General features: G+C 68.2%; 20 protein-coding genes. 10 read left to right on the forward strand and 10 right to left on the reverse strand.

From position 1 onward, the window contains the following. The first annotated feature begins 28 nt into the window (after positions 1-28). The 5 genes from trxB (at position 29) to JHL17_RS09185 (ending at position 4,841) form a co-directional block, all read left to right on the forward strand. On the forward strand, positions 29-1,033 hold the full coding sequence (trxB, locus tag JHL17_RS09165) for a thioredoxin-disulfide reductase (RefSeq protein ID WP_200192297.1): 1,005 nt from the start codon (positions 29-31) through the stop codon (positions 1,031-1,033). Between the two features lie 238 nt (positions 1,034-1,271). Next, complete coding sequence (locus tag JHL17_RS09170; RefSeq protein ID WP_200192299.1) at positions 1,272-2,282, forward strand: ABC transporter permease; 1,011 nt, start codon at positions 1,272-1,274, stop codon at positions 2,280-2,282. Continuing rightward, the gene (nikC, locus tag JHL17_RS09175) at positions 2,279-3,199 is read left to right on the forward strand and encodes a nickel transporter permease (protein ID WP_200192301.1); all 921 of its coding nucleotides are present in this window, start codon (positions 2,279-2,281) and stop codon (positions 3,197-3,199) included. Before JHL17_RS09170 ends, nikC begins: the two co-directional genes overlap by 4 nt. A 2-nt stretch (positions 3,200-3,201) precedes the next feature. After that, positions 3,202-4,059 (forward strand): ABC transporter ATP-binding protein, encoded by an 858-nt coding sequence (locus JHL17_RS09180; protein WP_200192303.1) that lies wholly within the window; start codon positions 3,202-3,204, stop codon positions 4,057-4,059. Positions 4,060-4,061: 2 nt separating this feature from the next. Then, positions 4,062-4,841, forward strand: coding sequence for an ABC transporter ATP-binding protein (locus JHL17_RS09185; protein WP_200192305.1), 780 nt, complete (start codon positions 4,062-4,064; stop codon positions 4,839-4,841). Between the two features lie 140 nt (positions 4,842-4,981). On the opposite strand, the gene JHL17_RS09190 is transcribed toward JHL17_RS09185, so the two are convergent. Continuing rightward, positions 4,982-6,910 carry a GGDEF domain-containing protein gene (locus tag JHL17_RS09190; protein WP_211113364.1) on the reverse strand — a complete coding sequence of 643 codons (1,929 nt, stop codon included), beginning with the start codon at positions 6,908-6,910 and terminating at the stop codon, positions 4,982-4,984. A 611-nt stretch (positions 6,911-7,521) separates the two neighbouring features. Here JHL17_RS09190 and JHL17_RS09195 point away from each other — a divergent pair. After that, positions 7,522-9,090, forward strand: coding sequence for an ATP-binding protein (locus JHL17_RS09195; RefSeq protein WP_200192307.1), 1,569 nt, complete (start codon positions 7,522-7,524; stop codon positions 9,088-9,090). Positions 9,091-9,094: 4 nt separating this feature from the next. Here the strand turns inward: JHL17_RS09195 and JHL17_RS09200 are convergent, their stop codons facing one another. Continuing rightward, entirely contained in the window at positions 9,095-9,595 is a 501-nt protein-coding gene (locus JHL17_RS09200) for a GNAT family N-acetyltransferase (RefSeq protein WP_200192309.1), read from the reverse strand. Between the two features lie 207 nt (positions 9,596-9,802). After that, on the reverse strand, positions 9,803-10,324 hold the full coding sequence (locus JHL17_RS09205; RefSeq protein WP_200192311.1) for a substrate-binding domain-containing protein: 522 nt from the start codon (positions 10,322-10,324) through the stop codon (positions 9,803-9,805). 181 nt (positions 10,325-10,505) lie between these two features. Here JHL17_RS09205 and JHL17_RS09210 point away from each other — a divergent pair, with 181 nt between their 5' ends. After that, positions 10,506-11,399 carry a LysR substrate-binding domain-containing protein gene (locus tag JHL17_RS09210; protein WP_200192312.1) on the forward strand — a complete coding sequence of 298 codons (894 nt, stop codon included), beginning with the start codon at positions 10,506-10,508 and terminating at the stop codon, positions 11,397-11,399. A 21-nt stretch (positions 11,400-11,420) separates the two neighbouring features. Here the strand turns inward: JHL17_RS09210 and JHL17_RS09215 are convergent, their stop codons facing one another. Further along, positions 11,421-12,446, reverse strand: a complete 1,026-nt coding sequence (locus JHL17_RS09215) for a zinc-binding alcohol dehydrogenase family protein (protein WP_200192314.1) — start codon at positions 12,444-12,446, stop codon at positions 11,421-11,423. Between the two features lie 270 nt (positions 12,447-12,716). Here JHL17_RS09215 and JHL17_RS09220 point away from each other — a divergent pair, with 270 nt between their 5' ends. Continuing rightward, on the forward strand, positions 12,717-12,989 hold the full coding sequence (locus JHL17_RS09220; RefSeq protein ID WP_200192316.1) for a hypothetical protein: 273 nt from the start codon (positions 12,717-12,719) through the stop codon (positions 12,987-12,989). A 20-nt stretch (positions 12,990-13,009) separates the two neighbouring features. Here JHL17_RS09220 and JHL17_RS09225 read toward each other — a convergent pair whose 3' ends face one another. The 6 genes from JHL17_RS09225 to groES form a co-directional block, all read right to left on the reverse strand. Then, positions 13,010-14,203 carry a hypothetical protein gene (locus JHL17_RS09225; protein WP_200192318.1) on the reverse strand — a complete coding sequence of 398 codons (1,194 nt, stop codon included), beginning with the start codon at positions 14,201-14,203 and terminating at the stop codon, positions 13,010-13,012. 183 nt (positions 14,204-14,386) lie between these two features. Then, positions 14,387-15,088: a response regulator transcription factor gene (locus JHL17_RS09230; RefSeq protein WP_247893422.1), complete on the reverse strand. Its 702-nt coding sequence runs from the start codon at positions 15,086-15,088 to the stop codon at positions 14,387-14,389. A 420-nt stretch (positions 15,089-15,508) separates the two neighbouring features. Then, positions 15,509-16,426 (reverse strand): DMT family transporter, encoded by a 918-nt coding sequence (locus JHL17_RS09235; RefSeq protein WP_200192322.1) that lies wholly within the window; start codon positions 16,424-16,426, stop codon positions 15,509-15,511. Positions 16,427-16,440: 14 nt separating this feature from the next. Beyond that, positions 16,441-16,794, reverse strand: coding sequence for a hypothetical protein (locus JHL17_RS09240; RefSeq protein ID WP_200192324.1), 354 nt, complete (start codon positions 16,792-16,794; stop codon positions 16,441-16,443). Positions 16,795-17,075: 281 nt separating this feature from the next. Continuing rightward, positions 17,076-18,719, reverse strand: a complete 1,644-nt coding sequence (gene groL / locus JHL17_RS09245) for a chaperonin GroEL (protein WP_200192326.1) — start codon at positions 18,717-18,719, stop codon at positions 17,076-17,078. A gap of 49 nt (positions 18,720-18,768) precedes the next feature. Continuing rightward, positions 18,769-19,059, reverse strand: coding sequence for a co-chaperone GroES (gene groES, locus JHL17_RS09250; protein ID WP_014248860.1), 291 nt, complete (start codon positions 19,057-19,059; stop codon positions 18,769-18,771). 361 nt (positions 19,060-19,420) lie between these two features. On the opposite strand from groES, the gene JHL17_RS09255 reads away from it, so the two are divergent. Together JHL17_RS09255 and JHL17_RS09260 are read left to right on the forward strand one after the other, a co-directional pair. Next, positions 19,421-19,570, forward strand: a complete 150-nt coding sequence (locus JHL17_RS09255) for a hypothetical protein (protein ID WP_200192328.1) — start codon at positions 19,421-19,423, stop codon at positions 19,568-19,570. A 165-nt stretch (positions 19,571-19,735) separates the two neighbouring features. Beyond that, positions 19,736-20,230, forward strand: coding sequence for a lysozyme (locus JHL17_RS09260; RefSeq protein WP_200192330.1), 495 nt, complete (start codon positions 19,736-19,738; stop codon positions 20,228-20,230). Positions 20,231-20,248: the final 18 nt, after the last annotated feature.

The raw sequence follows: 20,248 nt of genomic DNA on the forward strand, positions 1-20,248 counted from the left end.
TTCGCCGGGATTTTGCGGGATCACGTCCATGGCCACCACGCACCACACCAAGGTTCTCATCATCGGCGCCGGCCCGGCCGGTTATACCGCCGCCATCTATGCCGCGCGCGCCAACCTTCAGCCGCTGATGGTCCAGGGCATGCAGCCGGGCGGCCAGCTGATGATCACCACCGATGTGGAGAATTACCCCGGCTTCGCCGATCCGATCCAAGGCCCCTGGCTGATGGAGCAGATGCAGAAGCAGGCCGAGCATGTCGGCACGAAGATGGTCTTCGACCTGATCACCGACGTCGACTTCACGCAGCGCCCCTTCGTCTGCAAGGGCGACAGCGGCGACACCTACACCGCCGACAGCGTCATCATCGCCACCGGCGCCCAGGCGCGCTGGCTCGGCATCTCGACCGAGGAGATCTATCGCGGCTTCGGCGTCTCGGCCTGCGCCACCTGCGACGGCTTCTTCTTCCGCGGCAAGGAGGTGGCGGTCGTCGGCGGCGGCAACTCCGCGGTCGAGGAGGCGCTGTACCTGACCAACCACGCGTCCAAGGTGACGGTCATCCACCGCCGCGACGGCTTCCGCGCCGAGCGCATCATGCAGGACCGCCTGTTCCGCCACCCGAAGATCGAGGTGGTGTGGGACAGCACGGTCGAGGAGATCGTCGGCGAGGGCGACGGCACCATGGGCAACCCGCGCGCCGTCACCGGCGTCCGCGTCAAGAACGTCAAGTCGGGCGAAGAGCGCGTGATCCCGGTGGCCGGCGTCTTCGTCGCCATCGGCCATGTGCCAGCGACCGGCATCTTCCAGGGCAAGGTGGAGATGGACGACGCGGGCTACATCGTCACGGTGCCCGATTCGACCGCCACCGACATCCCCGGCGTCTTCGCCGCCGGCGACGTGAAGGACAAGGTCTACCGCCAGGCGGTCACCGCCGCCGGCATGGGCTGCATGGCCGCGCTGGAGGCCGAGCGCTGGCTCGCCCACCACGAGCCGGCGGCCGGCGCCCATGGCGATCCCAGCCCGGCCGGGACTTGGTGATCTGAGGCGTTTGCCCCCTCCCTGACCCTCCCCCGCTAGCGCGGGAGAGGGAACTCCGCCTCTACCTTGCATTGCATCAAGCTGACAAGCGTCCAATCCCCTCTCCCGCAAAGCGGGGGAGGGATAGGGAGGGGGCACCCACGGCAACCACCTCCCCATACCCCCCTATGCCCTTGACGGGCTTTGCACAAAGCTCCGACTGTGATTCCCTTGGCGTTCAAACCGCGAGGGAATCCTCTTGCCTACGCTGAAACGCGGCTTGGCCCTGCTGGCCACGGTGGCCGCCACCCTGCTGGGCCTGCTGCTGGTCACCTTCCTGATCGGCCGCGTCGTGCCGATCGACCCGGTGCTGTCGGCGCTCGGCGACCGCGCCAGCGCGGAAAGCTACGCGCAGATGCGCACGCAGCTCGGCCTCGACCTGCCGCTGTGGCAGCAGTTCCTCCGCTATCTCGGCGACGTGGCTCAGGGCGACCTCGGCACCTCGGTGCTGACCTCCCGCCCGGTGCTGGAGGATGTACTGCGCGTCTTCCCGGCGACGATGGAGCTGGCGACGGTCGCCGTCGTCATCGGTGCGGTGCTGGGCGTTCCGGCCGGGGTGTTCGCCGCCACCCACCGCGGGCGCTGGCCCGACCATGCCATCCGCCTGCTCGGCCTGATCGGCCATTCGCTGCCGATCTTCTGGCTCGGGCTGATGGCCTTGCTGCTGTTCTACGCCAAGCTGGACTGGGCGCCGGGACCGGGCCGGGTCGACGTCTTCTATGAGGGGATGGTCGACGCGGTGACCGGCATCGTCACGGTCGACGCCCTGCTGGCCGGCGAGCCCGACATCTTCTGGAACGCGCTGCATCATCTGGTGCTGCCGTCCGCCATCCTCGGCCTCTACAGCGTCGCCTACATCGCGCGGATGACACGCGGCTTCATGCTCGACCAGCTGCGGCAGGAATACATCACCACCGCCCGGGTGAAAGGCCTGTCGGAGACCCGCGTGGTCTGGCGCCATGCGCTGGGCAACATCGCGGTGCCGCTGATCACCGTCATCGCCCTGTCCTACGCCGGGCTGCTGGAGGGATCGGTGCTGACCGAGACGGTATTCGCCTGGCCCGGCCTCGGGCTCTACATCACCAATTCGCTGCTCAGCGCCGACATGAACGCGGTGCTGGGCGGGACGCTGGTGGTCGGCGCGGTCTTCATCGCGCTGAACCTGCTGTCCGACCTGCTCTACCGCCTTCTGGATCCCCGGGCCCGATGACCGCGCGCTCCGATATCCCACCCGCCGGCTGGCGGGACTGGCTGACCACCGACACGCCGCAGTCGCGCACCCAGGCCCGGCTGGGCCGCGCCTGGGCCGGCTGGACCGCCTTCCGCCGCAACCGGCTGGCCGTCGCCGGGCTGCTGATCGTGCTGGCCCTGGTCGTCGTCGCGGCGCTGGCCCCGGTGCTGGCGCCCTACCATCCCTATGCCCAGGACCTGAACGGCCGGCTGCTGCCGCCCAGCCTCGCCCATTGGCTGGGGACCGACGCCTTCGGCCGCGACATCCTGTCCCGCCTGATCCATGGCGCGCGGCTGACGCTGATGATCGTGGCGCTGGTGGCGGCGACGGCGCCGCTGGCCGGGCTGGCGATCGGCACGGCCGCCGGCTATTTCGGCGGCTGGGTCGACACCGTGCTGATGCGCATCACCGACATCGCTCTCGCCTTCCCCAAGCTGATCCTGGCACTGGCCTTCGTCGCCGCGCTCGGCCCCGGCATCGAGAATGCGGTGATCGCCATCGCCATCACCTCCTGGCCGCCCTATGCCCGCATCGCGCGGGCGGAGACGCTGACCGTCCGCCACGCCGACTTCATCAGCGCCGCCCGGCTGCAGGGGGCGTCGAGCCTGCGCATCATCCTCGGCCACATCATGCCGCTGTGCGTCGCCTCGCTGATCGTGCGGACGACGCTGGACATGGCCGGCGTGATCCTGACCGCTGCCGGCCTCGGCTTCCTCGGCCTCGGCGCCCAGCCGCCGCTGCCGGAATGGGGGGCGATGATCGCCAACGGCCGGCAATATGTGCTGGAGCAATGGTGGGTCGCCGCCATGCCCGGCCTTGCCATCTTCATCGTCAGCCTGGGCTTCAACCTGCTGGGCGACGGTCTGCGCGACGTGCTGGACCCGAAGGGGGACTGAAAATGACGGACGACGCTCCCCTCCTCGAGGTCTCCAACCTCCGCGTCGCCTTCCCCACCCGCACCGGCATGGCCGAGGCGGTGCGCGGCGTCTCCTTCACCCTGGGCCGCGAGAAACTGGGCATCGTCGGCGAGTCGGGCTCCGGCAAGTCGATGACCGGCCGCTCGATCCTGCGCCTCGTGCCGCCGCCGGGCCGGGTCAGCGCCGACCGGCTGGCCTTCCGCGGCGAGGATCTGCTGGCGGCATCGCCCAGGCGCCTGCGCGACATCCGCGGCCGGCGCATCGCCATGGTGATGCAGGACCCGAAATACTCGCTCAACCCGGTGATGACCGTCGGCCGCCAGATCGCCGAGGCCTACCGCGTCCACAGCCACGCCGGCGCGGCCGAAGCGAAGCGCCGCGCGCTGGAGATGCTGGCCGCCGTACGCATCCGCGACCCGGAACGGGTCTATGACCGCTACCCGCACGAGGTGTCGGGCGGCATGGGCCAGCGCATCATGATCGCCATGATGCTGATTCCCGGCCCCGACCTGCTGATCGCCGACGAGCCGACCTCCGCCCTCGACGTCACCGTGCAGATGCAGGTGCTGGCGATCCTCGACGACCTGTGTTCCCAGCGCGGCATGGGCATGATCTTCGTCAGCCACGACCTAAACCTCGTGGCCTCCTTTTGCGACCGCATCCTGATCATGTATGCTGGCCGGGTGGTGGAGAGCTGCCGCGCGTCGGAACTGCACACGGCGACCCACCCCTACACCCGCGGCCTGCTCGCCAGCCTGCCGAGGATCGGCGAACCGCCGGGCGACCTGCCGGTGCTGAGCCGCGATCCGGCCTGGTTGACGGCTGGGTTGGAGGCCTGAGGATGATGATCGACATCCAGGATTTGCAGATCCGCTTCGGCCAGGGCGCCGACGCCGTCACCGCGGTGGACGGCGTCACCCTGTCGGTGCGGGAGGGGGAGAGCTTCGGCCTCGTCGGCGAATCCGGCTCCGGCAAATCGACGGTGCTGCGGGCGGTCAGCGGCCTGAACGACGAGTGGACCGGCCGCATCGCCGTCGCCGGCACGGAGCAGGGGGCGAAACGGCCGAGGGGCTTCTACAAGCTCTGCCAGATGGTGTTCCAGGACCCCTACGGCTCGCTGCACCCGCGCCACACCGTCGACCGCATCCTGGCCGAGCCCATCGCCATCCATGGGCTGGGCGATGCCGACGCCCGCATCGTCCGGGTGCTGCGCGACGTCGGGCTCGGCCCCGCCTTCCGCTTCCGCTACCCGCACCAGCTGTCGGGCGGCCAGCGCCAGCGCGTCGCCATCGCCCGCGCCCTGGTGCTGGAACCGCGGGTCCTGCTGCTGGACGAGCCGACCTCGGCGCTCGACGTGTCGGTCCAGGCGGAGATCCTGAACCTGCTGCGCCGGCTGCGGGCGGAGCATGGCCTGACCCTGGTGCTGGTCACCCACAACCTCGCGGTCGTCGCCAACCTGTGCGACCGGCTGGCGGTGATGAACCGCGGCCGGCTGGTGGAGGAGATGACCGTCGAGGAGTTGCGCCGGGGCGCGGCGCGCGAGCCCTACACCCTGCAACTGCTGCGCGCCAGCCAAGGCTACGACCGTGCGACGGCGGAGAGCTTCCGGGATTACGCGTGAGGGAAGGCAAAAAAAGAAATTGCATCAAGTGGTAATCGCCCTCTCCCGCCCCGGGAGAGGGAGGGGACCCGCGCCAAAGGCGGGGGGAGGGTGAGGGGAAATCCAAGAGTCCAGAAGCGCATGGCTTCTTGGAATGCCCCTCACCCTTCCCATGCTCCGCATGGGCCCCTTCCCTCTCCCGGGGCGGGAGAGGGAGCTAAATGCACCAGCCGCACCACGCACAGCTTGTCCTCCGCCCCCTTGGCGGCGGCCTTGTGGTCGGCGATGGCGGCGTTGATGGCGTCGGGTGTCAACCCATGCGGACCCGGCGGGATCACCACCGCCACCCCGCTGGCCGCCAGCAGCGGGAAGCGCCGGACCGCCCCGTAGCGGTCCTTCGCCAGAAAGCCGCCGCTGACCCGCGTTTCGGTGTCGTACAGGCTCTCGGCGTCGGACCGGAACAGCGCCAGCAGTTCGGCCAGCCGAGCCAGCACCTCGCCCTCCTCGCCGCCGCTGACGCCGAGGAAGAAGTCGTCGCCGCCGATGTGGCCGGCGAAGGCGTCGGCGTCGCTGGATGCCCCGGCGCTGCCGGCCCAGGCCTTCAGCCGCTCGCTGAACATCAGGATGGCGCGGTCGCCCTGACGGAAGCCGAAATTGTCGTTGAAGGGCTTGAAGTTGTCGAAATCCAGGTAGGCCAGCACATGGACGCGCCCGTCGTCGGCCAGCGCCCCTTCGATATGGCGCAGGATCGCCGCGTTGCCGGGCAGCCGGGTCAGCGGATTCTGGTCGGTCGCCATCGCCAGATTGCGTTCGTGCACCAGACGCAGCAGCGCTCCGCTCGACAGCACGCCGGCATAGGCGCCCCCCTCGACGATCACGATGCCGTCGGCGGCGGATTCGGTGGAGAAGGCCTCGATCACCCGGTCCAGCGGGGTGGAAATGTCGCAGACCGGCGAGCGGATGACCAGGTCGTCCAGCCGGTCGCCCAGGCCGCGGTTGCGCAGCAACTCCCCGCCGAAGCGCGAGTAGACGAAGCGCTTCAGGTCGCGTTCGCGGATCAGGCCCAGCGGCCGGTCATGCTCGTCGATGATCGGGGCGATGGGGGCGCTGCCCTCGCGCCGGAAATAGTCCAGCAGCTCGGTCTTGCGCGAATTGGCGCGCAGCGGCGGCAGCCGTTCGATCACCTCCGACAGGCGGCGGTGCGACTCGCTCGGCTGTCGGCGATCCTTGCGGTTCAGCTCCTCGACCACCGGATAGCGGTTCGGCAGGCTGGTCAGGTCGGCGCGCGGCCGGGCGATCAGGAAGCCCTGGGCGAAATCGCAGCCGAGATCCCGGCAGGTGTAGAACTCGGTGGCGGTCTCCACCCCCTCCGCCACGATCTGGATGCCCAGCGCATGGGCGTGGCCGGCCAGCGCCGCCACCAGCCCCCGCTTGCGCGAGTCCGCGTCGATGCCGGCGATGAAGAAGCGGTCGATCTTCACGTAATCCGGCCGTGCCTCGTAGAGCGTGCGCAGGCCGGAATGGCCGACGCCGAAATCGTCGATGGCGATGCCGGTCCCGTTCTGGCGATAGCGGTCGACCGCCGCGTCCACCGCGACGCCGCTGGCGACCGGCCGGCTTTCCGACAGTTCCAGCACGATGCCGCTGTTGCGCGAGGCTGCCGGGTCATGGGTGAACCACGGCGAGTCGGGATGGCCGATCAGCCGGGCGTCGAGGTTCAGGAACAGCTTCGACTCGCTCCAGCCCGCCAGCGCGCGATACGCGGCGACCGCCTTGGCGTGCAGCGCGGTCTCCACCGTCGCCAGCAGTCCGGCGGCCTCGGCGGCGTCGAGCAACGCACCGGCATTGGCGAAGCTCGTGCGCTCGAAGCCGCGCAGCAGAGCCTCATAGCCATGGCAGCGGCCGGACCGCAGTTGGACGATGGGTTGGAAGGCGTAGCGCAGGGCACCGACCGCCGATGCCCAGTCAAACGCTTCGGCAGCGCCGTCCGCGGAGCCGATGGCGGTCCAGCCCGCGCCATAGGACCCGGCACGGTCGCTTTCCGCCCTCCCGGAATTGGCTCCGGCTTTAGTCGTGGTCAGCACAGTCATCGCTCGGTCCGCCAGCGCCGGTCCCGCATAGAATCAGCACTCGTTTGTAACAGAGCTTGTTTGCGGTTTCATGACCGCAGCGTCACGTTGTTGTGCGACGAGATCACCCGCCGGAGAGTCGGGAGAGCGAGCAAGCCTGGAATTTGAGTTGATCGACGGGCCATGAACGCACGGCATGGTGGAATACGCATTGTCCACCCCGCTGCGCATCGCTATGCATGCAGGCGTGGGAACCGGGCGGCGGAGTGGCCACCGCCCGCGTCCCACTTACCGAGGAGCACCGAGTGGAAAAGACACTCGTACTCCTGGTCCTGGTGCTTCAGCTGATCAAGGCGATCCTCGATCTGCTGAAGTAACCGGACCGGACGGGGGGTGCGGCAGGCACCGCACCCTCCTGTCCGCAACAATATGGTCAAACCGTCCTCCGCCGCAAGACCCGCCCCACCACCGGAGCGGTCATCCAGGCCCTCCCCGTTCAATCGACCGGAGAATGGCCGCCCGGCCCTGGCCCGCCTGTCCCGAATCGAATCCTCGTATCGCCGCGCCCGCCTGCGCTATAGGAGAGCCCCCCTTCTTCACGGGGCGGTTCGGGTGAGCGGGAGGCGAGCGGCATGAAGGTCGGCATCGACATGGGGGCGACGAATGCGGGCGGCGCCGCGACGCTCGACCTGGAGGAGCTGCTGGCGACCCGTCTGCTGGTCCAGGGCAATTCCGGCTCCGGCAAGTCGCACCTGCTGCGCCGGCTGATCGAACAGAGCGCCCAATGGGTGCAGCAGGCGGTGATCGATCCGGAAGGGGACTTCGTCACGCTGGCCGAGCGTTTCGGCCATGTGGTGGTCGAGGCGGACGAACACAGCGAGGCGTCGCTGCAATCCGTCGCCGCCCGCGTCCGCCAGCACCGCGTCTCCGTCGTCCTGAACCTGGAAGGGCTGGACTCGGAAATGCAGATGCGCCACGCCGCCGCCTTCCTGGGCGGGCTGTTCGATGCCGACCGCGATTTCTGGTATCCGATGCTGGTGGTGGTGGACGAGGCGCAGCTGTTCGCCCCGTCCGCCGCCGGCGAGGTGTCGGACGAGGCGCGCAAGGTCTCGCTCGGCGCCATGACCAACCTGATGTGCCGTGGGCGCAAGCGCGGGCTGGCCGGGGTGATCGCCACCCAGCGCTTGGCGAAGCTGGCGAAGAACGTCGCGGCCGAGGCCTCCAACTTCCTGATGGGCCGCACCTTCCTCGATATCGACATGGCGCGTGCCGCCGACCTGCTGGGCATGGAGCGTCGGCAGGCGGAGATGTTCCGCGACCTGGAGCGCGGCCACTTCATCGCGCTGGGCCCCGCCCTGTCGCGCCGGCCGCTGCCGCTGCGCATCGGCGCGGTGGAGACCCAGGGCCGCACCGGCAGCCCGACCCTGATGCCGCCCCCCGCCACCCCGGTGGAGGACGCGCGCGACCTGATCTTCACCACGACCGGGCCGGAGCCGCCGCGCTACGTGCGCCGCCCCTCCACCTCGGCCAGCGCCGACCTGATGGCGCAGCTGGCGCGCGGCCGGACCGCCGTTCCGCCGCCGTCGCCCGGCAACGATGCCGACGACGAGGACCAACCCGCCCTGCTGCCGCTGGAGCCGGAGGAAACGCCCGAACAGGCGGCCGAGCGCGAGGCCCAGTACGACGGTGTGCTGGCCGAGGTGCTGGCCGACCCGGAGGCGCCCTACCGCTCGCTGGCCGTGCTGTACCAGGATTTCCTGGTGCGCTGCCGGGGCCGCGGGGTGGACGGCGACCGGCTGGCCCTGCCCGCCTTCCGCCGCCGTCTGGCGACCGCCCGCGCCGGGGCCGGCAGCGGCGACGATCCCGCCTGGCAGCGCGCGACGGAGGTCGCCGCCACCCTGGCGGAGGACATCCAGCCGGTCTTCCTGATGCTGGCCCGCGCCGCCTTGGACCATGCCCCCTGCCCGTCCGACGCCGACGTGGCGCGCGCCTGCGGCAGCCGGTCCAAGGGTCGCGGCCGCCGCCTGCTGACCTACATGGAACAGCGCGGCTTCATCGCCAGCCGCAGCGGCCTCGGCAACACCCGCGCCATCACCCTGCCGGCGCTCGGCTGGGAAACCGCGCTGGGCGACCCGAATGCCGCCGATACCGCTGATGCAGCCGACGCCCCCGACGAGGGCGGGCTGTTCGCGGCGGGGTGAGCGTTCACGCGGCCAGTTGCTTTTGCAGGAGCAGAAGGTCGAGCCAGCGGTCGAACTTGCGGCCGACCTGACGCAGGCAACCGGCTTCGACGAAACCGAAACCGGCATGCAGACGGATCGACGCGGTGTTTTCCGCTTCGATGCCTGCGACGATCATATGCTTGCCGTTGCGCTTGGCATCGTCCAGCAGGGCAGCCAGCAGACCTCGCCCGATCCCCCTGCCCCGCATTGTCGAATCCACATAGATCGAATGCTCGACGGTGTGCTTGTAGCCTTCCCAGGGGCGAAATTCGCCGTAGGACGCGAAACCGGCCACGGTGCCGTCAAGCTCGGAAACCAGCACCGGCATCCCCTTCGCCCGACGCTCCGCCATCCAGGCACGGCGCTGCTCCAGCGTGGTCGGCGTCAGGCTCCATACCGCCGTGGTGTTGAGGATGGCCTCGTTCAGGATGGCGAGGATTGCAGGAAGGTCGGCATCCGTCGCCGCCCGTATGGCGTGTGTCATGGTTCGCTTCTCCGGCTCACGTCGCCAATGCAGTGCCATCGGCGATCAAGCCAGGATTCCACTATAATGGATTTATTTCCATTAAATTGATCGTCTTGTCCCGCTCTCGCGCAAAATCCGCGACAAGGAAAAGGGCCGCTCATGGAGCGGCCCTGTGAAAGGGAAAAGAGAGTGAAGCTTTCCCTGCGCGCCTCAACTCCCGGCCCATCAACTCCCTGCCGTCGGTGCGCTGACCGGCTTGCCGCTCTGGCTCCAACTGGTGACGAAGTCGCTGACGCCGGGAACCGCCATCATGTGCGAATCCTTGACGTAGACGAAGCGCTTCGGCCCGAACCCGTATTCGGTCAGCGTGATGCCGGCGGCGCGGCAGCGCTGATACTCGGCGGCGGTGATCGGCCGGTCGGCGGCGACCATGTCGGGATGGTCCAGCCCGACACCGCCGCAGAAGGTGCGGAAGCCGGCGGCGGTGCCGTGGGCATCAAGGTGCGGCTTGGTGTCGGGACCGCCGGCATAGTTGACCGCCGCCTGATCGATGGTGCCGCGCAGGGCCGGGCTGCCGACGATCCAGATGCCGCGGGCCTCCGGCGGCGGCTTGGGCGCGGCGGGCGGAGGAAGCGCGGCGGTCTGCTGCGGCGGCGGCATGAGGCCCGGCATCTGGCAGCCGGCGAGCAGCGCCGCAGCGGCAAGCGCAAGGGCCAGACTGCCGGCCGGAGCGGAAAAACGGGTCATCGGGCGTCTCTCTCCACAAGATCGTCAGGCATCCGGGCGGCGAGGCCCGGAAGGCTGACAATGAGGACGCCCCCACCGCGCTTCAACGGCCGGGCCGCCGCTTGCCCCAATGCCCCACTCGCAATTCATGAACATATCGAATAGCATTCTGCAGATTGATGATTATCCGGAATGCATCCCCATGCCCTTGCCCGATCTGGAGATCGACGCGCTGCGCGCTTTCGTCACCGTGGCGGAGGCCGGCGGCTTTACCGCAGCGGCCGAACGGCTGGGCCGGACGCAGTCGGCGGTCAGCGTCAAGATCAAGAAGCTGGAGGATGTCCTCGGCCGCCGGGTGTTCGAGCGCACCAGCCGATCGCTGGCGTTGACCCAGGACGGCGAATTGCTGATCGGCTATGCCCGCCGCCTGCTCGACCTGAACGATGAGACGGTGCGGCGCTTCGCCGAGCCGGCCGCGGAGGGCGAGCTGCGCCTGGGCGTGGCCGAATATTTCCTGTCCGACCATCTGCCCAATGTGCTGCGACGTTTCGCCAAGCTGCACCCGCGCCTGCACATCGACGTGCGGGTGGGCCTGTGCAGCGATCTGGTGTCGGCATTGGATGGGGGTGAACTGGACCTCGTCATCTCCCGCCGCGATGCGGGCGACAGCCGCGGCCGGGTCATCTGGACCGAGCCGATGCGCTGGATCGCCGCCCCTGGGCTGGAGATCCCGGCCGACGGCCCCCTGCCCTTCTGCGCCCTGCCGGCGCCCTGCGTCTTCCGCAACCGCGGATTGGCGGCACTGGGCGAGACCGGGCGGCCCTGGCGGGTGGTCTATACCAGCGCCAGCGTCATGGGGGTGCAGGCCGCCGTCCGCGCCGGGCTGGGCGTGGCGGTGCTGAGCGAGTCCTCGGTGCCCGACGGCGTGCGCCGGCTGGGGGCGGAGGACGGCCTGCCCGAACTGGGCGACGTCGAAATGGCGGTCTTCGGCGAGACCGCGCGCAACAGCCGCCTCGCCGAACCGCTGGTGGGCTTCATCCTGGACAGCCTGTCGTCCCTGCGCCCGGCCCGCCCGCCGCTCGCCCTCGCAGGGTAGGAGCGGGCCGGGGAACGCGGATCAGAAGCCCTCCAGCACCACCTTGCCACGGGCCTTGCCCGACTCGATCAGGGCATGGGCCTTGCGCAGGGTGGCGGCATCGATGCGGCCCAGCGTTTCGGTCAGGGTGGTGCGCAGCGTGCCGGCGTCGACCAGCCGCGACACCTCGGTCAACAGCTCGTGCTGGGCGATCATGTCGTCGGTCTGGTAGAGCGGACGGGTGAACATCAGCTCCCAATGCAGCGAGACGCTCTTGCGCTTCAGCAGGCGGACGTCGATCGGCTCCGGATCGTCGATCAGGCCGATATGGCCCTGAGGCGCCACCAGCTCGACCAGATCCTGGAAATGGCGGTCGGTCGCGTTGGTGGAGAAGACGTAATCGACACCGGCCAGTCCCAGCGCCTTCACCTGCTCCGCCATCGGCCGGCTGTGGTCGATCACGTCATGGGCGCCCAATTCGCGAACCCAGTCGGCGGTCTCCGGCCGCGAGGCGGTGGCCAGCACCCGGACCTTGCTCAACCGTCGGGCCAGCTGGATGGCGATGGAGCCGACGCCGCCGGCCCCGCCGACGATCAGCAGCGACTTGCCCTCGCCTCCCTTGCCCTCATGGGCATCCCGCGGCAGGCCCAAGCGGTGGAACAGCATTTCCCAGGCGGTGATGGCGGTCAGCGGCAGGGCGGCGGCCTCGGCGACGCTCAGGCTGGCCGGGCGGGCGCCGACGATGCGCTCGTCGACCAGATGATATTCGCTGTTGGTGCCCGGGCGGTCGATCGAGCCGGCATAGAACACCGCATCGCCGGGACGGAACAGGGTCGCGTCCGGACCGGCCGCCTCGACGATACCGGCGGCGTCGAAGCCCAGGATGCGCAGGTCGCCCTCGGCCGGGGAGGCGTTGCGGCGCAGCTTGGTGTCCACGGGGTTGACCGACACCGCCTCCACCCGGACCAGCAGGTCGCGGCCGGTGGGGGTCGGGCGGTCGATCTCGACGTCGATCAGCGCGTCGGCATCACCGATGGGCAGGGACTTGCGGTAACCGATGGCTTTCATGATGGCCTCGTCTTCAGCATGGGAAGGAAGTCGAGACGAAAGATGGCGGTACCGGTCCGATATGTGAAATTCATAGTTCTTGTTTCACCCATCCGAATCCGCGATGGACGATCTGCCGGGGGAAGTCAGCTCCCCCGGGAGAATTGCGCCGAAGGGGTATGGAATAGCCCGCCGGGTCGGGGTGTTTGTACCGATGACCGGTTTCGTCGCCGATTCAGGTCTTTTCCAGACAGAAAGCTCGGGCAGTGCGCCTGGGCAGGGAGCAAGGCCATGCCCACCATCCGCTCTACCATACTGACCGCTTTGCTCCTGACCGCGGGTGCTGCCTCGCTGTCCGGCTGCGTCGCCTATGATCCCTATTATCCCGCCTACAGCGAACCGGTGGTGGTTCCGCCGCCGACCGTCTACGCGGTACCGCCGCCGGTGGTGGTGAGACCCGGCTACTATGGCCGTCCGTGGCATGACCACTGGCATGGCGACCGCGGCTGGTCCGGCCGGGGGCGTGGTGGGTGGGGTCCCGGCGGACCGCGCGGCTGGCGCTGATCGGGAAGCTTGCGTCGAACTCAGACGGCCGGGACGGCCGGCATGCGGTCGGCGCGGTTGCGCAGCACCAGGATGGTGTGGTCGTCGTCGCGCACCACGCCGTCGCGCAGCAGGACCAGCGCCGCCAGCGTCGGCTCGACCTCGTGCAGGCGGCGGTGAATGAACAGCGCCGGCAGCCGGGCGCATCCGCCGGTGTAAAGCACGACATGCTCGCCCGGTCCCCACCGCAGATGGACCGAGGCCGGGGCCAGCGGATTGAAGCCGACCATTGCCCAGCGCGCGCCGAGTGCCGTGATCTCCTGCGGGCGCACCACCGCCCCGGCCAGGGTGCCGAGCGCGGTATAGTCCACCGCATCGGCGTCGAAGCGCAGGACCGCGACGGCGGACCGCCCGATCCGCGCCAGGGTGCGGTCGTGGGAGAGCCCCAGCTCGGGCCGCCCCTTCAGGTCGCGCCGGATGGCGTTGACCACCACGGGGGCTGGCAATCCGGGCACCGTGGCGCCGACCACCGCCTCCACCTGCCGGACCACCTCCGGTGTCATCATGGTGAGGGAAGCTGGGGAATGGCCGTCGCCTTTGCCGCCATCCTCCGCGAAATCGGCCCCGGACCCCACCCCGGAAACTGCGTCGACGGCATCGGCCGCCGTGTCGCCATCGATCATCAACGCGATTCCGCAGGGACCGTCCCCATTCCGGGCGGGAGCGCAAGTGACGGACCAATGGTCGAGGAAGGGACCGCCCCTGGCGGCCTTGCCCCCGCTCCGTTCGACCATCACCGCCCCGGCCTGCGCCAGAGCATCGTCCGGCGGCGCGTCATCGGCACCGAGCCGCAGGACGCGGGCCAGCAGCGCCGACCCGATCCCCGGAGTGGCATGGATGTGGAAACGGTCGGCCTGCGTGCGGACGGCGTCCAGCGCAGCGCTCAACCCGCGCGGAGCGTCTTCGGCGGAGGACACCGGCAGCTCGGCCGTGGCGGGATCACGGTCGTAGGCCAAGCATTCGATGCCGGCCCCCGATCGCATCCGCGCGATCAGCAGCGTCCCGGACGGGCGGCCCAGCGCGTGGTCGGCCGCCGCGGTCACCAAGCGGTCCAGCCGGGATGCCTCGTCGGCGGCCAGCACTCCCTCGGCCTGCTCCGCTGCTATCCGACGTGCCGTAGCGATATCGTCGGGCGACGCCACGGCGATGCGACGGTGACCATGGTCGGGGAACATCGAAGCGCTCCTGTCGGCGTTCTGGTTGCTCTTCTCCAGAACTTTACAATCCTCTTCTGGTCAAACCCAAGAAAAGGACTCGACCGTTCGCACTTTTCAACCCATCGGCGCCGACGGTGGCCCATCCTTCAAGAAGCCGGCAAGGTCGGCGATGGTCGGGAGGGGTCGGCATCCGGAGCCGGGTCAGGACGCCGCCGCCTCCATCAGCACCGGCTGAGCGGTCCGGCGGATCGGGAGCGTCTGCGACCACTCCCGCCCGCGCAGCATCTCCGCCGATTCCCAAAGGCGGCCCAACCCGACGATCGACCGGCAGGCGGTCTTTTCCATGATGCGGGCGCGGTGAACCTCCACCGTCTTGATGCTGATGCCCAATTCCCAGGCAATGGTCTTGCTCTGCTTGCCGTCGACGATCAACTCCAGAACCTCCGACTCGCGGCGGCTCAGCAGAGCCAGCCGGCGGACGGCATCACGGCTGCGGTCGCGCTGCTGGACATGGGGGCTGCCCGACGACAGACAGGCGCGCAGGCGCTCCAGGAAAGCCGGAATGCCGAAGGGATGGGCGATGCAGTCCACGGCCCCGGCCTTCATCGCAGCCACGGCGGCGTCGACGTCGCCCTGCTCGGTCACCACCAGGACCGGCAGGTCGTGACCGTGGAGCGAGGCCTCGGCCATGAATTCGACCGCGGTCATATCCGGCAGGTCGCTGCGCAGGACGATGCAGGAGGACCCTGTGCCCAGCACGGCCAGCGCGTCGGCGGCGGTGCTGTGGACCCGGCAGGCGATCCCGACGGCGCCCAATGCCCGCGAGAGCGTGCTGCGCGACAGCAGGTCGCCGTCGACGATATGAACGAGACAGGCGGTATGCGGCTGAGCGGACATGGACATTTGCACGGGCATCTTGGGACCTCCCCCACATCGGACCGGCGGACAGCGCCGGCTCCACATGACGACCGATCAGCGCCGGACCGTCATCATGGCCGTCATTTTAGCGGTCATCCCCTATTGACCGCTGCTGGCGCGAGGGATAGCGGGGCTGTCTAAAAGGATATCGGGGATACTATACGCGCGCACCCCTCAACAAGACTCCCAATTCTCGCGCTACACCCCGCTATCCGTCAAAACCAGACGGCGAGCAGCAGAAGTATTTTCGCGAATCCTGCAATGGGGCACCCAGTCGCCGTCGAGGAATTGCGACTCATTTTTAACTCACCCAGGACGAAAGCGTCAAATTCGCATCATTTCATCGATACAGAGGAAAATTATATTTGCTGGAAATTTTCTTTCCCGCCTACTTTCCAGCGTCGCTCAAGCTCGGCGGCGGGCGGCCAGGACGATGCCGGCGGCGATCAGGGCAATGCCGATCCCATGATAGAGATGCAGCTGCTCGCCCAGGAACAGGATGGCCAGCAGGCTGCCGAAGACCGGCACCAGATGGATGGCGAGACCGGCGGTGTTGGGACCGAGCAGTTCCACCGCCCGATTGAAGCAGAGATAGGCGGCGATGGATGGAAACAGCACGGTATAGCCGACCGCCAGCATCGTGATGCCGCTGGCCTGGACCGGATGCCCGCTGAGGCTCTCCCAGACGTAGAAGGGCAGCAGTTCCACCGCGCCGATGGCGAAGGTGACGACGACGAAGCTCAGGCCGTGGATGGCGGGTCGGCGGCGCAGCAGCGTGGTGTAGGCGGCATAGATCACCACCGCCGCCAGCATCCAGACGTCGCCGGCATTCAGCTCCAGCCCCAACAGCGTCGCCGGGTCGCCATGGGAGATCAGGGTCATCGCGCCGGTCAGCGAGACGACGATGCCCAGCCCCTGCATCGCCCCGATCCGGTCGCGGAACAGGACGAGGCTCATCAGCACGATCATCACGGGCATCGACGACTGCAGCATCACGCAGTTCAGGGCGGTCGTCGCGTTCAGCGCGATGTACTGGAAGGTGTTGTAGACGCCGATGCCGAGCGTGCCCAGCAGCAGGACGCTCTTCCAGCGCGCCAGGATCGGCGTGATGTCGTGGCGCAGATGCGGCCAGGCGAAGGGCAGCACCACAAGCATGCCCAGGCACCAACGCCAGAAGGCCAGCCCGATGGGCGGCACCGCCCCGGCGACCGCACGCCCGAGAACCGCGTTGCCCGCCCAGAACAGGGGCGGCAGCATCATCAGCAGCCAAGCCTGATCGGCGAGACGGGCAGCTTTGGCTGGGGCGGCGCGGTCGGTGGCCATCGAACTGTCCGTCCTCAGCTGCGGCGGCGGGGCGAGGAGAAGACGCTGGATGCGGTCAGGGCGGCACTGCGGTCGGTGCTGTCTTCCGCGCGGAAGACGCTTGCACGGGAGTCGCGGCGAGGCTGGCGCGGCGCATCCTCCCGACCTTCGCCACGGCCTTCCCGCCCCTCGCGCGGCGGCTTGGCGGGCTGGCGCAGTTCGGCGTCGAGTTCGGTGATGCGCTTGACCAACGCTTCACGGATGGCGGGGGCTGCGTGGGCTTTCAGCATCGCCAGCTGTTCCTTGAGCTGAACCAGCTGGCGCTGTTTCTCCTCGCGGCTGCGCTTGATGGCGACGTTGTCGGAATGCTGGCCCTCGAAGGAGCGCATGGAACAAGCCCTCGTTCAAAAATACGGAAGTCGGAGGCCGGTGCCCCACACTGGGGGGGCCGGCGAGAGGGGCGGATTATTGGGAGGCGACCGCGGCAAAGCAAGGCGGACTTCACCTTGACTTTTCGAACTTGGGGCTTTTCGAACCTGGGACTTTTTGACGCTGAGACTTTTCGGGACGGCGGGATGCGACAACCGGGATCCCCATTCGCCAAAGGAAAAGGGCGCCCCCTTGCGGAGGCGCCCCTTCCCGAACCGACGAACGGTCGAACGACGGGCTATTAGAAGCCCATGTCGTCCATGCCGCCCATGCCACCCGGCATGCCGCCCGGAGCAGCCTTCTTCTCCGGCTTCTCGGCGATCATCGCCTCGGTGGTGATCAGCAGGCCGGCGATCGAGGCCGCGTCCTGCAGGGCGGTGCGAACCACCTTCACCGGGTCGATGATGCCGGCGGCGACCAGATCGGTGAACTCACCCTTCTGGGCGTCGTAGCCGTAGTTGGCGTCGTTCTGGTCCAGCAGCTTGCCGACCACGATCGAACCGTCGGTGCCCGCGTTGTAGGCGATCTGACGGACCGGGGCCTGCAGGGCGCGGCGGATGATGTCGATGCCGACGCGCTGCTCGTCGTTGACCGGGACCAGCTTGTCCAGCGCCTTGCCGGCATACAGCAGGGCCGAACCGCCACCGGCGACCACACCCTCTTCCACCGCGGCGCGGGTGGCGTGCATGGCGTCGTCAACGCGATCCTTGCGCTCCTTCACCTCGACCTCGGTCGCACCGCCGACGCGGATGACGGCGACGCCACCGGCCAGCTTGGCCAGACGCTCCTGCAGCTTCTCGCGGTCGTAGTCCGAGGTGGTCTCCTCGGCCTGGGCGCGGATCTGGCCGCAACGGGCTTCGATGTCGGCCTTCTCGCCGGCGCCGTCGACGATCGTGGTGGTCTCCTTGGAGATCACGACCTTCTTGGCAGTGCCCAGCATGTCGAGGGTGACGTTCTCGAGCTTGATGCCGAGGTCTTCCGAGATGACCTGGCCGCCGGTCAGGATGGCCATGTCCTCCAGCATCGCCTTGCGGCGATCACCGAAGCCCGGGGCCTTCACGGCGGCGATCTTCAGGCCGCCGCGCAGCTTGTTGACGACGAGCGTGGCCAGGGCCTCGCCCTCGATGTCCTCGGCGATGATCAGCAGCGGACGCGACGACTGCACGACCGACTCCAGGACCGGCAGCAGCGGCTGCAGACCCGACAGCTTCTTCTCGTGCAGCAGGATGTACGGATTCTCGAGATCCGCGATCATCTTGTCGGCGTTGGTGATGAAGTACGGCGACAGGTAGCCGCGGTCGAACTGCATGCCCTCGACGACGTCCAGCTCGGTGTCCAGGCTCTTGGCCTCTTCCACCGTGATGACGCCCTCGTTGCCGACGCGCTCCATCGCCTGGGCGATCATCTTGCCGATTTCGACTTCGCCGTTGGCGGAGATGGTGCCGACCTGGGCGATCTCGTCGTTGGTCGTGACCTTCTTGGCGCGGGCCTGGATGTCGGCGACGACGGTGGCGACGGCGATGTCGATGCCGCGCTTCAGGTCCATCGGGTTCAGGCCGGCGGCGACCTTCGTCACGCCTTCGCGGACGATGGCCTGGGCCAGCACGGTGGCGGTGGTGGTGCCGTCACCGGCCAGGTCGTTGGTCTTCGAGGCGACCTCGCGGACCATCTGGGCGCCCATGTTCTCGAACTTGTCGGCCAGCTCGATTTCCTTGGCGACCGACACGCCGTCCTTGGTGATGCGCGGAGCGCCGAAGGACTTCTCGATCACGACGTTGCGGCCCTTCGGGCCCAGCGTGACCTTGACGGCGTCGGCGAGGATGTCGACGCCACGCAGCAGCTTTTCGCGCGCGGAGGGGCCGAACTTGACGTCTTTGGCAGCCATGTCTCAATTCCTCTGAATGTCGAGTATCGAAGGGAACGGGCGGAGGTCTTTAGGCCTCGATGACGCCCATGATGTCGGATTCCTTCATGATCAGGTAATCGACGCCTTCGATCTTCACTTCGGTGCCCGACCACTTGCCGAACAGGATGCGGTCGCCGGCCTTGACGTCCAGCGCCACGACCTTGCCGGCCTCGTCACGGGCGCCGGGGCCGACGGCGATGATCTCGCCTTCCTGCGGCTTTTCCTTGGCCGTGTCGGGGATGATGATCCCACCCTTGGTCTTGGTGTCGGACTCCAGACGCTTGACGACGACGCGGTCGTGCAGCGGGCGGAACTTCATGGGAATGCCTCCTTGGATCAAGGCTTGTTTCTGACTGACGAGAATTGGCGCGGGTCGGATGCTGTTAGCACTCACGCCCGGCGAGTGCCAGACAGCTAATCGAAGCGGTTTTCCGATTCAAGAGGTTCGTTGCGGAAATTGATGCAAATGCCGTTCACACCCAAACACACCATCTGATAACCCATTGAGAAAAATCGATTTTTTCATCACAATCCACTCCCGTGTCGGATCAAGATTTCTTCAAACGGTCACGGACAGGACGGCCGTGCCGACCCCTTTCCCTGTGATTGCCATCACAGCGCCACCCTCCGCCATTCGGTAAAATTTTACGCATACCGGCATTGGAGAGGCGGAGGACGCGATGATGGCGAAGCGGAAAGCGGAGAACTGGCAGGATCACGAGACCCGGCTGGTGGAAGCGATTCTGGAATTCACGACCATCGCCGGGCTGTTCGCGCTGCTGTTCGCCCTGATCGTGCTGTTCGGCGTCGCGCAGCCTCTCTCGCCCTGAGGCTCTCTCGGCCCGACGGCCCTGCCGCACATCCGCCGCTCCGGTTTTTCGACAGTTGCGACAAATTTCAACCCATGCTTCCCGCTACGCGTGCATCCCGGATAGGATCACCGTCGATGCGGCCGGCGATCGTCCGTACAGCGCGCCAGCCGGGAGTTTCCAGTCATGACCACCAAGCCGATCTGTCAGGCAGCGGTCGATCTCGTGAAGCATTTCGAAGGGCTCTATCTCACCGCCTATCTCTGCCCGGCAGGCGTTCCCACCATCGGCTACGGCCACACCGCGAACGTCACGATGGGCGAGACCATCACCGCCGAGCAGGCCGACGCCTTCCTCGCCGCCGACCTGACCGCGGCGGCCGGCCACGTCGATGCCCTGGTGACGGTGGCGCTGAACGACGACCAGCGCGGCGCGCTGTCCTCCTTCGTCTTCAACCTGGGCGCCGGCAGCCTGCAGAGCTCGACCCTGCTGAAGCTGCTGAACGCCGGCGATTATGCCGGGGCCGATGGCCAGTTCGGCCGCTGGGTCTATGCCACGGTCAACGGCAAGCCGACCAAGCTGCCGGGCCTCGTCGCCCGCCGGGCCGCCGAGGCCGCGCTGTTCCAGGGCCAGACTGCGCAGACCCGGGCCGGGGTGACCACGGCCGACGGCACCGCCTGAACCGGCGCCGACCAGCGC

Origin of the sequence: Azospirillum endophyticum (genome assembly GCF_016595245.1) — a bacterium.
Classification (GTDB): Bacteria; Pseudomonadota; Alphaproteobacteria; order Azospirillales; family Azospirillaceae; genus Azospirillum; species Azospirillum endophyticum.